The sequence below is a fragment of the Catenulispora pinistramenti genome, assembly GCF_018274385.1.
GTDB classification, from domain to species: Bacteria; Actinomycetota; Actinomycetes; order Streptomycetales; family Catenulisporaceae; genus Catenulispora; species Catenulispora pinistramenti.
The window spans coordinates 25089-39626 of record NZ_JAAFYZ010000008.1; the positions used below are offsets into that span (position 1 = coordinate 25089).

Sequence of the window (14538 nt, forward strand, 5' to 3'; positions counted from 1 at the left end):
ATCTGAGACGCGCAGAGGAGAACAGGCCGTGAGGACGACAAGCCACGCAATCACAGCCGTGGAGCCGATGACCGGTCCGGCAGAGCCGGGACGCTACTTCGTTGCCAACCAGCGGCGCGTGCCGGTGACCATGCTCAAGCCCGGCCAGTGGGTACACCTGGACCCGGACTCGGAATGGTACGAGGTGAGCAAGGTGGGACGGCCCTACGACGCTCCGGTGCCGGGCACGGCCGCCAAACAGTGGCGCAGGTTCGTCACTGTCGAATTCACCGACATCATCGACCGGACGTTCCTGGCCAGCTCGCAGCTGTGGGTGCGTAATGACGAGGAAGGCAACTAGCGGAAGCCGGAGGTGGAAGACATGGCGCTTCCGAGTAGCCAAACCAACATGGTGCCGGCGCTCGTTCCTGAGGGGGCATTCATCTATCGCGATCGTGTGGGGTGGGTCCAGGTCGAACGGGTTGAAGAGAGCGGGCCGTTCGTGAGGATCTTCACCATGGGTGATACGGAGCCAATCCAGTTCCTCAACACCGAGGACGTTGCCGTGTGCCTGCCGCTGTGACTCCGAGACTCCCGCCGATCCCGTACCGGTCGGCGGGTTGCCTGAGCCGGCCAACTGTAAAGCGCGCCTGATCCAGCCGTCCGCCTGTAGAGGCGACTTCCCCCGTGGCGCGTGCCGGGCGGGCGGGTGCGCCACCACTAAGCAGGAGAGAGACCGTGAGAACCATTGGCGTGATTGACCCACTGGTCATGCCCGGATTTTCCTATGAAGCCCAGCCGCGCACCCTGCGGGACCCAATCAATGCAAGTTTCAGAAGCATTATAGCAGCTTGCATGACGCCCCAAGAAAGACTCTGACCAGTCTTCACGAATCCGATGAATGACGCTAGCAGAAGAGCCGAGGCGGCGACGTTTAGAGCCATCAATATTAGCCACGAATTATACCGACCCTGCCAAAGCCTGAACAGCAGATAGGCATCGACGGCGCACCAGGCAACCACGGCTCCGGTCAGACCAGAAGGGTAGCTGGTTGTGACATAGGTTGCCAGCTCAAGCACCGTAATGACCAACAGGTAGATTGTGGGTCGCGACGGAAGGTCTTCATCCAGCTCCACTATTACCGACATCGACACTTTCTCCCGTATGCTCGACATAGCGCGAGATCGTTGGCTCAACGGCCGCCCGTCGAGCCAACGATCATAGTTCAGCGACTAGGCATTCCAGTTAGTACGAACTGTACCAGTTGTCGCCATGGCCGGTCGCCTGGTATGTAGCGTTCGCCCCGTGAGTAACCGAGACGGGGAAGCCCTTAAAGAGCCACGAAACCACAAAGTCCATGTGGGAAAAGAATTCCCCACCCGCGCCGGTCGGATCCGGGCCGCTCCAATTGCAGGACCCCATCGAGATGGTGTAACCATAGGCGTAGTCCTGGGTGCACCGAAGATCGGTGGTCCAGTTGTGCTGGATGAAGTTCCCTAGATTGTCACCACTCCAAGAGGCGTGCATGGTTGCAGACCATGCGCCAGCGGGCGAATAGACCTGGAATCCGTTGGACCAGGTCCAATATGTGCAAGGACAGTCACCCCCGTAGGCTGGCGAGACCGTACCGGCGCGCTGGACCGGGGTCGCGCCCGCCGCGATCTGCTTCGAGCTGCCACCAACGGCCTTGATCTGGAGGTCGCACGCGCTCTTCACTGCGACTGCAACATCCGTTGCGGAGACCTTGGTGACGAGCTGCTTCTCGACAGACGCCTTGCATGCGGCTGCGTCGCCAGCCGTAAGGGCGATGACCGGCCCATGGCTCGGTGGCGGAGCGGGGGTTGCTGCGGTCGAGGTGGCGGCGCCGGCTCCGCCAGTAGCAGCAACAACTCCCCCTATCGCAAGGCTCAAGACTGCGACTCCACGCAGTAGAATGTTAGGTGTCCTCACGGACCCCTCCCTCTGGTAGTGGGCGGACAGTGGGGATTGCGGCGGCCGGGTGTGCTAGCACTCGGCCGTCTCCCATGTCAGGACTCTGCGAGCCCTCAGTCGGTGACTCTTCCGGCACTGAACGTTCGTGTCAATGGATCACATCGGCATATTGATCTGCATCATTTGACATGCTAGGGAAAGCCCACTCGTCCGACACATCTAGACCACGCGCAGAGGCGCAGTCGCCTCATTTGATACGCCACGGATCTGTGATGTAAGTCACATCGGATGTTGAGAACCGCGACCTCGAACGCAGCTCTGTTATAAACACGTTGACACTCCATACGCGCCAGGGCACTTTGAAACATGTCGGCGGCCGAACCGGCGAGGGCCAGCCCGAAGGCTGGCCCCTACCGCGCTCGGTAGATTCAGCAACCCGGGTTCGCCGCCGGTAGCGGTCCATGAGGCCCTTGAGGATACGGCCACGGTCGCTGATCTCGATGCCCTCACCGCGCAGCCATTCCGAGATGTGCGTGGTATTGCAAGGTGCGCGCCCATGCCGCACTTCCGCTATGGCGCGTACTTGCCAATCTTAGCTGGCTAATCGCTCTAAAGCGTTCTGGTCCCAGACAGGTCAATGACACGCGCCGATGGCGCAGAGTGCTCGTCTTCCGCTACCTTGCCGGAAACGTCAACGAGCCCGGAGGGTGCTACCAACACCGTTCCGGGCTCTACACCTCAGACTCGGCTAGGAGTCGTCAGTGTCCCCCAAGCGTATCGCCCGTGCCCTGGTGCTTGCCGGAATCGGAATCGTCATCCTGGCAGCCGGAATCCTCAGCTTCTCGGCGCTCCGCCGGCTAGGCATCTCCGCAGGTTGGAACCCTGGGCTTGCCGCTTTGCTGCCCGTCTCCATGGACGTGTATGCCTTGATATCAACCGTGTCGTGGCTGGTGCTGGCGGAAGGGCAGGCGGACCGTAAGCGGTCCGGCATCAACGCTTCCGTGGCCGTGTCCCTTTCCGTGGTCGGGAACGGCATCGAGCACCTGAACGCGTTCCACGTTCTCACCGTGGGGTGGCCCGTGGTGGTCGCCGTTTCCGCGATTCCGCCCGTCGTCATGGCGCTTTCCGTTCACCTCGCCGTGCGGTTCCTGGCCGAGACGGCACAGCCGGAAACCGCGACAGAGACCGTCACACAGGCGAGCAACAGTGCCGATACCAGCAACATCACGGGCAGCCCCGAGAAGGCCGCTGCCGAGTCGTGGAACACCCTTCCGGAGCCGGTGAAGTTGAACCGCGTCAAAGCCGCTACGGAGCGGCTGAAGGCAGAGGGCAAGCCGGTTACCGGCGCCACCCTCGCGGGTGTGCTAGGGACCACAGACCGGACTGGTAGGAACTACCTCGCCAAGCTGAACGCCGCGTGACAGAAGGTCTGTGAAACGACAAGACCCCCGCCCTTGATGGGCGGGGGTTTCTTGTGCGTAGCAGGCACCGAGGGCCTGAAAACGTCATGCCTGTGACCTGCGACGGAGGAAACAGAAACGGCCGGACAGCAACGCTGACGGCCGTACAGAAAACCCGAGAGTGATTCGATATGGGCGGACTACACGGACCGCGTACGGTCCGCTGAAGCCGTTTCTTTCCCCTGGTTCGCTCGATCCGTGTAGGACGACCACGCAATGCCGTACGCGGCAGATGGCGCACCGCCAGCGGCGCCAAAAGCGGCCAGCATCTCAGATATCCGGCTGGCCGGCTCTTGGCCACCATCGGGGAGTGTCATCACCAGCCACGGGGAACCGTCGTTGCCGGTAGCGAGCCGGGGTGCTCCGGCCTTGTCGGAAGCGGGGGCAGAGCAGGCAGCAGAAGTCAAGAGAGACCACCATCCCAACACAAAGAGGCCCCCATGGGAGGGGGCATGACTACGGGGAATGGCGGGCCGCTTCGCCAGAGTGTGAGCTACACCGGGGACCGGTGCGTCACTGCCGAGATGAAAATGATAACCGATTCCAGCATGGAGCGTCCACACCTTTTTCTTGCCAACCTGCGTGTGCGCATGGTGATGAGTTAGTCACGCGTGTGCCCAAAACCCGTTTATTCTGCGGGCGCACACATGAGACTGCGCGGGTCTTGTGCATATAGGTCGATACACTTTTGACCCCCCCTATCCCGTAAGTACCTACCACCTATGTTCAATAACCCCAAAAGGGACAACACGGAAGTGTTGCCGTTTGTGGGTCAAGGTTGTGGCCGCTAGCGGCATTGCCGCACGTCAGCAGCAGAGAAGTTCAGCTAAGCCGTTAGGTGGGGGGTAGGCATGAAAGAAGGCTCGCCAGTAAGGCGGCCGTGTCCCAATGGGTTAGGTCCCATCGGCCCCGTGAGGGCCGTGAAGGAGACAGCAGAACAGCCGTAGGCAATCGGACTACCGGTGAAGAGTGAAGTCCTTCGAGGGGCTACGCGGCCGGATTTCGGCACCGGCCGTTTGTCGAAGGGGATGAGCTTTACAGCACCAGGCCGGCTCACCGGCTGAAGTGACCGTAGGACGGCCCCGAAGGGCCGCCCCGACAACTCGTCACAACGTCACAGAACCGGGAGACCGCAGGTCAAACCCCGTGTTTACTGTGACAAGTGCTGCGACAGGCTGTTACGCGGTTACGCCTCCGGCGGGTACTTGTCCCACTCCCGAGCAAGGTCAGCCCATGCATAACCCCGCCGCTGAGTACCGCCCTTCACAGGAAGGCCCGGGTCCTGCCGATACCGGTACACCCCTGATGAGATCTCGTACGGCTTGAGCATCCGATTCAGCTTGTGGACCGTGAACCACGACCAGTCACCCCACGGCATGTCATCGCGCGCCTTGAGCGCGGCCACCAGCACCTCACTGGCGATGTGCTCCTCATCCACAAGCGGCAGCACCGATGAGCCGATCAAATCCGAGACCATCCCGCCATCCGGGCCGCGCGCGGCCATCAGATCGTGGAACACGTCCCGCATGTCCGGGAACAACCGCTGATCGGCATCGAGATCCACCCGCGCCTTGACACCCGAAGTGAAGTGCGCGCACGCCTCCCGCGCACGCCGCCCCCACACATCACTAGCCGCTTCCCCGATCACCACCAGCGGCGACCAAATCTCATACTCCCGATCCGACAGGCCATCGGGCATCAATGAGGGCTCCAACAGGCCCCACACGTCCGCCTCAGCAGCCATCAAGCCTGCCAGCAGCACCCCTAACGCCTTTGCCTCCTCCTGACGGCGGGCGTCGAACCGCTCAATACTGACTTCCGGCGGCTTGCGCCTCATCGCCAGCTTGATGCAGCGGGACCGAAAGTCCTGAGGCATCCGGCCCATCGACAGGCCGCCGACCGCGACCGGCGCGAAGGTCGGGAACTCGATCACCTTCCGACCCTTGGACGTGTCCACCCGAAACACAGACTGCCCTGTCCGGTAGCCCACGTTCAACAGGCCCGTGAGGTCTTCGTCAAGCCAGCGGTCCACCTCATCCAGAAGGAACGTCGGAGGCGGGGCGCCATCCGTCTGCCGCTTCTCGATCAGGGAGAACAGCACCGAAGGCGTGATGGACGCAGACAGCACCGCGCCCGAGCACAGCGAGCGCAACACCTCAAGCACCCGCGTCTTGCCCGCGCCGAACGTCTCGGCCGTCACCAACAGGCGCGGCGTCCGCCCGAACGCCTCAGCCGTATACGTATGCGCCACCCACAGCGCCGCCATCGAAGCGCAATGCCCATCCTGGCCATCCGGCCAGGCAATGAACCTGGCCATGAAGCCCTCCACAGCATCCAGGACAGCCGACAGGTCATTTACATCGGTCCCAGTCGGGACCGTCAGAACATCACTCAAGGAGCCTCCTCGTAGATGGGGTATGGCCGCTCGCTCAGGCTCGCGAGAGGCCGGGAAAACCCTTGTGGACCAGGGCAATCACGGTGTCAGGCACCATCACAGGAAGTGCAATGGTTCCGGTGGGGTAGGTCGAGATCGGCACCAGCTCAGGGAGTACGGCGCGCGCCAGAGCGTAGGACTCGGGCGACATGAGCCATAGGGCGTGTTCAAGGCGCTGTCCGCCGTGGAGATGGGCGATGACGATGCCAAAAGGAAGACGGCAAGCCGCAGCTTGGGTATCCGCCTTCCTGACCCACTTCGCGGCTTCAGACGGCCGCCAGGACGTTTCGGCGTACGCCTTGCACTCCACCAGGAAGGGGAGTCCGAGAACGTCGCCTACGCCCTTCTTGGGGCAGTAGTGCGCCGTCTTAAAGCCCCAGCGCTTCAGGCCGGCGGCAACGCGTGACTCCCACCAACCGCCCCTGATCTGGCCCTTAGTGCTGTGGGCCATCGCGAGCGGCTACAGCAGGCCCGGATTCTCGCGGCAGGTCTCCAGCCACCGGTCGATTTCGGAGCGTCGGAATCGGTAGCCCCTGCCAACGCGATGCGTCGGCAACCTGTGCTTGTTGCGGTAGATGGTCTTCGTGCTGAGTCCCAGGTACTCAGCAAGTTCCCCCGTGGTCATCATGTTGTCGGACAGCTCGTCACACTCCCTCGATCGGCGTCGGCAGCTTCCGGCTGACGTTCGGTGAGTGGACGCTACATCCTTCATGTGGACATTGGCAACTGTCATACGTTACTGTCGTCGCTATGGCGATCGACCTCAGCACCCTGGCGCTTCCCGAAGGGTGGGAAGCGGTACCGACCTACAGCCCTGACGGCTCGGTCTACGTCCGGTTTAACCGGCTCTACAACATCCCCGGTTGGTGGGTGACGGTCCAGTTCGACCCGATGGCGCCGGCTGATGGCCCGCTGGACCTCCATGTCCGACTCGACACCAGCGAGGAGTCAATGAACGAGTCCAATTGGATGTCCGGCATTACCACGGGAGACCTGCGCAGCATCCCGCTCGGTGACATTCGGCGTGAGTGGAACGCGCTGAAGCCGCGAATCCTCGCGTGGATGGGCCAGACGGACACCGGCGACCCTGTGGGGCGTGCGGAGTCGGAGCGGGACTACGCCGTTGTGGCTCGGGCCTACGTCGAGTACGTGCGGGAAGGCCACCGATCGCCCATCAAGCGCCTTGCTCAGGACTGGTCGGTCAGTTCGAGCACTGTCAGCGCCCGGATTCAGAAGGCAAGGCGCCTTGGCCTGCTAGCCGGAACGCCGGGCAAGCGGGCGACCGAGTTGACCAGCAAGGCGAAGAAGCTCCTCAACGACGACCCCAAGGAAGAGGCGTAGGTGCCCCCGAAGAAGAAGACCAAAGCCGCGAACGGGGACGGCAGCATTGTCCCCCGGAAGCTGAAGGACGGCACGACCGTCTACGACGTCTGGATCAGCTACAAGGACCGCGAGACCGGTCAGACCAAGCGGAAGCCGTTCTACGGCATCAAGACATATGAGGAGGCCCAGAAGAAGCGGCGTGAGGCAACGGCCGCCGTGGATGCGCGCACGTTCGTGAACCCGTCCGAGCAACCTTTGAGCGACTACCTCACGGCGTTCCTGGACACGCACAGGGTGAAGGCTCAGACTCTCGCGGGCTACCGGAAGTGGGTCACGCTGCATATCAACCCACATATAGGCCACATCAAGCTATCCAAGCTCACGACCCGCCACCTGTCCGACCTCTATCGCAAGCTCGAACGTGAGGGCAGCCCGAAAGGTAAGGGACCACTCAAGCCGTCGAGCGTGCTTCACGTCCACAACACCGTGTCGCGGGCGCTCAAGCAGGCAGTGACTGACGGGCTCCTCGCGTCGAATCCTGCGACCACCGCGATACGCCCGTCTGCGGCTGAAGCGGCTGCACCGGAGTTCGCGGTTCTGACGGCCGCAGAAGTGAGCCGGTTCCTGAACCAGGAGAAGGGAAAACGAGAGTACGCGATCTGGCACTTCTTCTTCACGACCGGCGTACGGCGTGGGGAAGCGCTCGGGCTCCGCTGGTCAGACATCGATTTCGAGGCGGGCACCGCCGGCACGGCGGTCATCCGGCAAACGGTGGGGGTGATCAGGGGGAAGATCGTGCGCGAGACGCTGCCGAAGTCGAACAAGCCGCGTGTGATCGACCTCGACGCGAAGACCCGGGAAGTATTAAAGGCGTACCGGAAGGCTCAGGCTGTTGAGCGCCTGGCCCTCGGGGACCGGTGGGTTGACGAGGATCTTGTGTTCGCCCGCGATGGGTTCCGGCTCGGGCCGAATCAGAAGGCAGGTGGGCCGCGCCACCCTGACCGGCTGGCCCGTTTGTTCGACCGGCGTCTTGCTAAGGCCAAGGTTCCAGACGTACGGCTCCACGATGTTCGCCACACGTGGGCGACGTTGGCGCTGAAGAACGGCGTTCCTGTGAAGGTCGTACAAGAACGGCTTGGTCACGCGAACCCGACGATTACCTTCAACATCTACACGCACGCCCTTCCGGGCATGCAGCACGCGGCAGCCGAACAGGTTGCCAGCCTCATAGCCTGACCCTGTTGCATGATTCCTTGCATGTTTGCCGCCAAATAAAGAAGCCGCAGGCCACTTGACCTGCGACTCCGCAAGTGCGCGAGGGGGGAGTTGAACCCCCACGCCCTTTCGGGCACACGGACCTGAACCGTGCGCGTCTGCCTATTCCGCCACTCGCGCTCGCTCTTGCTGCACAAACATTAGCACGCGGTGGAGGTGCCTCTCGCCAATATCGGGGCGGGCCCGAAGGTAGCGATCGTCACATCCCGGTACGGGTGCCGATCGCCCGTTTCGCCGAGCCGGAATCGATGGGAACCGGTCGGGGGTGTCGCACGTCCTTGTGTCGAGAGGGTGTTCACCTCCCTCCTTCCGTACCTGCTCGCGGCGCCGCTTTCGGGCGGGCCGCTGAGCTGCGTGGGCACGGCCGTGCGGCTGATCTCGCGGCGATGTGGGTACGCAGCGGGGGATGGGGTGGTTACGATCTCATCCGTAACAGGCACACGGACCGGATGTCGCAGGCGGCGGACGGTGCGGGTGACCGTGGGTCCGACGACGACGGCGTCCCGATGTGGGGCGCTGGACGACAGAATGGTCTGCGAGGCCGGTCAACGCTAGGCTGGCGCGCCGGAAGGGGGTGTCCGTGGGAGTCCTACAGCGGTTCGAGCGACGCATCGAAGGGTTGGTCAACGGCGCCTTCGCCAAGGCATTCAAGTCCGAGGTCCAGCCGGTGGAGATCGCTTCCGCGCTACAGCGCGAGTGCGACGACCGGGCGGCCATAGTCAGCCAGGGACGGACCATGGTGCCCAACGACTTCACAGTCGAGTTGGGCGGCGTGGACTACGAGCGGTTGGCGACTTACGCCGGCCCCCTGGGCGCCGAACTCGCCGAACTCGTCCGTGAGTACGGCGCGGAACAGCGCTATATGTTCGTCGGACCTGTCGAGGTGAAGTTCGCGCGCGCGGCCGATCTCGACACGGGGATGTTCCGGATCCAAAGTCAGGCGTTGGCAGGAGTGGTGCCCGTGTCTCAGATGCAAGGCGAGCCCCAGGGCTACGACCCCTACGGCCAGCCTCCCCCATACCAAGGCGGACCCCAGGGTCCGCAGGGCCCCGGTGGACCCCAGGGCCCGGGCGGACCGCAGGGGCCCGGCGGGCTTCAGCCGGTGCCGCCGCCGAACCCGGTGCCGCAGCCCGCGCCGTGGGGCAGCCCCCCGCCGCCCCCGCAGGGGCAGGGCGGGCCGCAGCCCGGCTGGGGCGCGCCGCCGCCCGGCCAGGGCGGCTACGACCAGCAGGGTCAGGGCGGTTATGACCAGCAGGGTCAGGGCGGCTACAACCAGGGCGGCGGGTACGACCCGTACGGCCAGCCGCCGCCGCAGCAGGCCGGTTGGGGCCCGCCCGGCGGCCAGCAGCAGGACCAGTACCCGCCGCAGCAGTCCCAGACCCAGTGCTGGGTGGAGATCAACGGCGCCCGGCACATGCTGACCAAGCCGGTCACCACCATGGGCCGCGGTACCGACGTGGACCTGCGGGTGGACGACCCGTCGGTGTCCCGTCGGCACGCCGAGATCCGGATCGGGACCCCGTCCTACGTATCCGACCTGGGCTCGACCAACGGCATCGTGGTGGACAACCAGCACGTGACGCAGGCTCCCCTGCGGGACGGATCGGTGATCCACCTGGGTACCACGACGATCATCTTCCGGCAGCAGGGCTAGGGGCGAGGCGAACCCACACAAGATGTCCCAGCTGACTCTTACGGTGATCCGGCTCGCCTTCCTGGTGCTGCTCTGGCTGTTCGTGTTCTCCGCGGTCGGGGTCATGCGCTCCGACCTCTACGGTTCCCGGACGAGCAAGCGCCAGCAGGCCAAGGCAGCCAAGGCGGCCGCCGCCTCGACCCAGCAGGTGGCCGCCCCCCGCGGCGGCGCCCGCGCACCCTACAACCCAGGCGCCCGCCGCAGCGGCCCGCCGCAGCCCACCCGGTTGGTGGTGGTCGGCGGCTCGCTGGCCGGCACCACGGTGAACATCACCAGCGGGCAACAGGTCACGATGGGGCGGGCCCACGACTCGACCATCGTGCTGGACGACGACTACGCCTCCAGTCGGCACGCCCGGCTCTACCCGGATGCCTCCGGGCAGTGGATAGTCGAAGACCTGGGCTCCACCAACGGCACCTTCCTCGGGCAGACGAAGCTGAACGCGCCGACCGTGGCACAGATCGGTGTCCCGATCCGCATCGGCAAGACCGTGCTCGAGTTGCGCGCTTAGGGATAAGGAGAGGTGCCAGATGGCTCTTGTGCTCAGGTACGCGATCCGCTCCCATGTCGGGCTGATCCGGGAGGGCAACGAGGACTCCGGTTACGCCGGCCCGCGCCTGCTGGCGATCGCCGACGGCATGGGCGGCGCCGCCGCCGGTGAGCTGGCCAGCGCGGTCGTGATGACGACGGTCTCGCGGCTGGACGCGCCCGGCGGCGAGGTCGGCCTGGAGGCGTTGTCGAGCTCCGGCGAGCTGCCCGTCATGCCGCGGGGCGCTCACCCGGGGCCCGGCGCACCGGCGCCGGGGGACCAGGGCGTGCCGGAGAACGAGCAGACCCTGCACATCTCGCAGCACGACCTGGCCGCCCGCGAGTCCGGCCACCCGCACTCGGCCCCCGACCCGACGCTCGGCGAGCCCGACCTGGCGCTGCTGGGCGGCGCGGTGGTGGCGGCCAACGAGCGGCTGCGGGCGATCGTGGCCGAGCGTCCCGAGCTGGAGGGCATGGGCACCACGCTGACCGCGATGCTGTGGTCCGGCGGCCGGTTCGGCATGGTGCACGTCGGCGACTCCCGGGCCTACCGGCTGCGCGAGGGCCTGCTGGAGCAGATGACCGCCGACCACACCTGGGTGCAGCGGCTGATCGACGAGGGCCGGATCACCGAGGAGGAGGCGGGCCACCACCCGCAGCGCTCCCTGCTGATGCGGGTCCTGGACGGCCGCACCCAGGTCGAGGCGGACATCGGCACCTTCGACGCCTATCCGGGCGATCGCTACCTGCTGTGTTCTGACGGTTTGTCAGGCTTTGTTTCACAGGAAACATTGGCCGAGACCCTGGCCGCCTACCTGGACCCGCAGCAGGCCGTGGACGCGCTGATCGAGCTGGCGCTGCGGGCCGGCGGCCCGGACAACATCACCTGCATCGTCGCCGACACCCTCGACGACGGGACCATCCCGGGGGCCAGCCCGAACGAGGCCACCCAGATGCTGGGCTCGCTGACCCCGGTGGTGGTCGGCGCGGCCAGCGAAGGGGTGGACCAGCTCCCCCAGTTCAGCACTCCGGCGACCGGTGGTCCGGGCCAGGGCGGCGGTCAGCAGGACGAGTTCCCGCAGAACCACCCGGCCGGCCGGGCCGCGCGGCTGCGGTCCCGCCGCAACCAGCAGAACCAGCAGCTGACCGCCGAGCACCCGGGCGGACCGGTGGCCACGGCGTCGCCCCAGTTCGACCCGGCGGCGCAGACCATGGAGACCGAGTCGGTGCCCGGGCAGCGCGGCATGATGCCCGGTGCCGAGAACCTGCAGCCCGGCTCCCCCGGCGGGCCCGGCGGGGCGTTCGGCGGACCGGACGGGATGCCCGGCGGCCCTGGCGGTGCGACCGCCGGCAAGCGGGGCAAGAAGGGGCTGCTCATCACCGGGGCCGTGGTCGTGGTGCTGGCCGCTGCCGCGGGTGGCGCTTACATGTACAGCCAGGGGCAGTACTACGTGACGCCGTCGGCGGACAAGACGCAGGTGCTGCTCTACCAGGGCATGTCGCAGCTGTCGTTCGCCGCGTCGAAGCAGTCGATGACCGAGGGCCCGCTGTGGATCGAATCGGTGCCGGAGAGCAAGCGCGCAGACCTGCTCAACACCCAGTCCTTCGGCTCCAAGGGCGCCGCGCTGAACTACCTGGAGCAGTACCGGTCGGCCGCCAAGTCCTGCGCGGACTACCGGCACAACCAGCCGCCGGCCGGCCAGCAGGTGCAGCTGCAGGCGGTGACCGGCCGACCGGCCGGCACCACGCTGCCGCAGCAGCAGAACCTCGCTCCGTCCTCGCCGGCCTCCAGGGCCGGCGCACCGCTGGCCAACGGCCCGACCAGCGCGCCGGTCCCCACGCCGCCTGCCGACATCCCGACCGGCAGCTCCTCCGGGAGCAGCGAGCAGGGCTCGCCGCCCCCGCAGAATCCCACGTCGTCGCCGTCGGCCGCGTCACAGCCGACTGACGACCCCCGAAAGGCGTACTGCGCCGGAACTACGGACGGTCCTTAGTAGTGTCGTCGATGTCAGCCGCCCCACCCCGGCCCGAAGAACCACTGATCCCCAAACGCCGCAACACCGAGCTGCTGCTCAGCCTGTTCGCGGTGGCGATCGCCATGTTCGCGTACGCCAACGTGGGCCTGGCCGACAACGGCAAGCTGCCGGCCGGTATGTGGGGCTACGGCGCGGGCCTGGCGGCCGTCGTGGTGGTCGCCAACCTGCTGATCCGCTACGCCGCGCCCTACGCCGACCCGCTGTTCCTGCCGCTGGCGATCTTCCTCAACGGCATCGGCCTGGTCCTGATCCACCGCCTGGACATCTACGACTCCGAGACCTTCGCCGCGCTGCACAAGGTCGACCCGGTGAAGTACCACACCGCGCCGACCGGTTCCACGACCAACCAGCTGATGTTCACCGCGCTGGGCATCATCGGCCTGGCCTGCGTCCTGCTGATGGTCAAGGACCACCGGATCCTTCAGCGCTACGCCTACATCTCGATGGTCGCCGGCCTGTTCCTGGTCGCGGTCCCGGCCGTGCTGCCGGCCTCGATCTCCAGCGCGAACGGCGCCAAGAGCTGGATCCGCTTCCCGGGAGGCGTGTCGATCCAGCCGGCCGAGTTCGGCAAGCTGCTGCTGGTCTCGTTCTTCGCGGCGTTCCTGATGGCCAAACGCGACGCACTGCGGGTGGCCTCACGCCGGGTGTTCGGCCTGAACATCCCGCGCGGCCGGGACATGGGCCCGATCGCGGTCTGCTGGGTCCTGGCGATGCTCATCCTGGTCTTCGAGACCGACCTCGGCGTCTCGCTGATGTTCTTCGGCGCCTTCGTGGTGCTGCTGTACATCGCGACCGAGCGGACCTCGTGGCTGGTGTTCGGTGTCACCGCGTTCATCGGCGGCGCCGTGTTCATCGCCGAGACGGTCCCGCACGTCCAGCAGCGCGTGAACAACTGGCTGCACCCGTTCAACGGCGAGATCTGCGCCGCCACCGCTCCGGCCGGGACGCACTGTCCCTCGGACCAGATCTCGCAGTCCATCTACGGCTTCGCCACCGGCGGCATCTTCGGCAAGGGCCTGGACCAGGGCCGGCCCTGGCTGGTCGGCTTCGCCAAGAACGCGGACTTCATCCTGGTCACGGTCGGTGAAGAGCTCGGCATGGTCGGGCTGTTCGCGCTGATGATGGTCTACACGCTGTTCGTGATGCGCGGGTTCAAGACCGCGCTGCTGATCCGCGACAACTACGGCAAGCTGCTGGCGGCCGGTCTGTCCGTGACCTTCGCCCTGCAAGTGTTCATCACCGCCGGCGGTGTCATGCGGGTCATCCCGCTGACCGGTCTGCCGATGCCGTTCCTGGCCGCCGGTGGTTCGGCGCTGGTGGCGAACTGGGTCGTGGTCGCCTTGCTCATCCGGCTGTCGGACTCCGCGCGGCGTCCGCTGCCGCCGGCGATCCCGCTGTCCGACGACGAGCTGCGGGCGATGCGCCTGGCGGCCGCGCAGCGGATGCCGTCGAACGCGGTGCCGGGGCGGCACGCCCAGCCGGCGGCACCGCAGGGTCCTGACGGTCCGCCCCGTCCGCATCCGCTGGCTCAGCCCGGTCTCGGGCAGAGCGGATTGGGTCAGACCGGTCTGTCGGGCCCCGGTGGGCCCGGCGATCCGACCCCACCGGGCGCCTCCGAGGCCACGCAGGCGATGCCGGTGCGGCCGGCCGGGGCCGCCGGATCGGCAGGTGCCGGGGACCCGACGCAGGCCGTGCCCGCCCAGCCGCGCGGTTACGGAGAGCAGACAATGATGCGCGCAGGGGAAGCGACACAAGCGATCCAGACCACATCCGGGCCGGACTCGGAACCGGAACAGGGTCCGACAGAGTCCTATACCCCGGTATTCGAAGACGAAGAAGACGACGTACGGACGCGGCAGACCCCGGCACCCGGTGCGA

General features: G+C 66.0%; 12 protein-coding genes, 1 tRNA gene and 1 pseudogene. 9 read left to right on the top strand and 5 right to left on the bottom strand.

Going from position 1 to position 14538, the window contains the following annotated elements; genetic code table 11:
• Positions 1 to 28 precede the first annotated feature (28 nt).
• The gene (locus KGQ19_RS03690; RefSeq protein ID WP_212007619.1) at positions 29 to 340 is read left to right on the top strand and encodes a hypothetical protein; all 312 of its coding nucleotides are present in this window, start codon (positions 29 to 31) and stop codon (positions 338 to 340) included.
• 21 nt (positions 341 to 361) lie between these two features.
• Entirely contained in the window at positions 362 to 562 is a 201-nt protein-coding gene (locus KGQ19_RS03695) for a hypothetical protein (RefSeq protein ID WP_212007620.1), read from the top strand.
• 662 nt (positions 563 to 1224) lie between these two features.
• Here KGQ19_RS03695 and KGQ19_RS03700 read toward each other — a convergent pair.
• The gene (locus KGQ19_RS03700; RefSeq protein ID WP_212007621.1) at positions 1225 to 1890 is read right to left on the bottom strand and encodes a hypothetical protein; all 666 of its coding nucleotides are present in this window, start codon (positions 1888 to 1890) and stop codon (positions 1225 to 1227) included.
• A 782-nt stretch (positions 1891 to 2672) separates the two neighbouring features.
• Between KGQ19_RS03700 and KGQ19_RS03705 the strand changes: the two genes are divergently transcribed.
• Entirely contained in the window at positions 2673 to 3332 is a 660-nt protein-coding gene (locus tag KGQ19_RS03705) for a DUF2637 domain-containing protein (RefSeq protein ID WP_212007622.1), read from the top strand.
• 1225 nt (positions 3333 to 4557) lie between these two features.
• Here the strand turns inward: KGQ19_RS03705 and KGQ19_RS03710 are convergent.
• From KGQ19_RS03710 to KGQ19_RS52535, 3 genes are read right to left on the bottom strand one after another with little or no spacing between them, the layout of a single operon-like run.
• Positions 4558 to 5766, bottom strand: a complete 1209-nt coding sequence (locus KGQ19_RS03710) for a DUF3631 domain-containing protein (protein ID WP_212007623.1) — start codon at positions 5764 to 5766, stop codon at positions 4558 to 4560.
• A gap of 34 nt (positions 5767 to 5800) precedes the next feature.
• Entirely contained in the window at positions 5801 to 6256 is a 456-nt protein-coding gene (locus KGQ19_RS03715) for a hypothetical protein (protein ID WP_212007624.1), read from the bottom strand.
• 9 nt (positions 6257 to 6265) lie between these two features.
• Positions 6266 to 6538, bottom strand: coding sequence for a helix-turn-helix domain-containing protein (locus tag KGQ19_RS52535; protein WP_368862049.1), 273 nt, complete (start codon positions 6536 to 6538; stop codon positions 6266 to 6268).
• Positions 6539 to 6555: 17 nt separating this feature from the next.
• On the opposite strand from KGQ19_RS52535, the gene KGQ19_RS03725 reads away from it, so the two are divergent.
• Both KGQ19_RS03725 and KGQ19_RS03730 read left to right on the top strand, forming a co-directional pair.
• A complete protein-coding gene (locus KGQ19_RS03725; RefSeq protein WP_212007626.1) occupies positions 6556 to 7146 on the top strand; it encodes a hypothetical protein in 591 nt (196 codons plus the stop codon).
• Positions 7147 to 8364: a tyrosine-type recombinase/integrase gene (locus tag KGQ19_RS03730; protein WP_212007627.1), complete on the top strand. Its 1218-nt coding sequence runs from the start codon at positions 7147 to 7149 to the stop codon at positions 8362 to 8364. It begins immediately after the preceding gene.
• A gap of 75 nt (positions 8365 to 8439) precedes the next feature.
• On the opposite strand, the gene KGQ19_RS03735 is transcribed toward KGQ19_RS03730, so the two are convergent.
• Positions 8440 to 8523: transfer RNA gene (locus KGQ19_RS03735), tRNA-Leu, on the bottom strand.
• A gap of 460 nt (positions 8524 to 8983) precedes the next feature.
• Here KGQ19_RS03735 and KGQ19_RS03740 point away from each other — a divergent pair.
• The 4 genes and pseudogenes from KGQ19_RS03740 to KGQ19_RS03755 form a co-directional block, all read left to right on the top strand.
• Positions 8984 to 10057, top strand: a complete 1074-nt coding sequence (locus KGQ19_RS03740) for an FHA domain-containing protein (RefSeq protein WP_212007628.1) — start codon at positions 8984 to 8986, stop codon at positions 10055 to 10057.
• Positions 10058 to 10079: 22 nt separating this feature from the next.
• Positions 10080 to 10607, top strand: coding sequence for an FHA domain-containing protein FhaB/FipA (locus tag KGQ19_RS03745; RefSeq protein ID WP_212007629.1), 528 nt, complete (start codon positions 10080 to 10082; stop codon positions 10605 to 10607).
• A gap of 19 nt (positions 10608 to 10626) precedes the next feature.
• On the top strand, positions 10627 to 12618 hold the full coding sequence (locus KGQ19_RS51670) for a PP2C family protein-serine/threonine phosphatase (protein ID WP_307856339.1): 1992 nt from the start codon (positions 10627 to 10629) through the stop codon (positions 12616 to 12618).
• 11 nt (positions 12619 to 12629) lie between these two features.
• Positions 12630 to 14072 (top strand): annotated as a pseudogene (locus tag KGQ19_RS03755) (FtsW/RodA/SpoVE family cell cycle protein); the annotation flags it as partial.
• Positions 14073 to 14538 lie beyond the last annotated feature (466 nt).

Excerpts from the sequence above, each read along its gene's own strand:
- KGQ19_RS03695 (WP_212007620.1), top strand. The coding sequence starts at position 362 with ATGGCGCTTCCGAGTAGCCAAACCAACATGGTGCCGGCGCTCGTTCCT.
- KGQ19_RS03715 (WP_212007624.1), bottom strand. The coding sequence starts at position 6,256 with ATGGCCCACAGCACTAAGGGCCAGATCAGGGGCGGTTGGTGGGAGTCA.
- KGQ19_RS52535 (WP_368862049.1), bottom strand. The coding sequence starts at position 6,538 with ATGACAGTTGCCAATGTCCACATGAAGGATGTAGCGTCCACTCACCGA.
- KGQ19_RS03725 (WP_212007626.1), top strand. The coding sequence starts at position 6,556 with ATGGCGATCGACCTCAGCACCCTGGCGCTTCCCGAAGGGTGGGAAGCG.
- KGQ19_RS03745 (WP_212007629.1), top strand. The coding sequence starts at position 10,080 with ATGTCCCAGCTGACTCTTACGGTGATCCGGCTCGCCTTCCTGGTGCTG.
- KGQ19_RS51670 (WP_307856339.1), top strand. The coding sequence starts at position 10,627 with ATGGCTCTTGTGCTCAGGTACGCGATCCGCTCCCATGTCGGGCTGATC.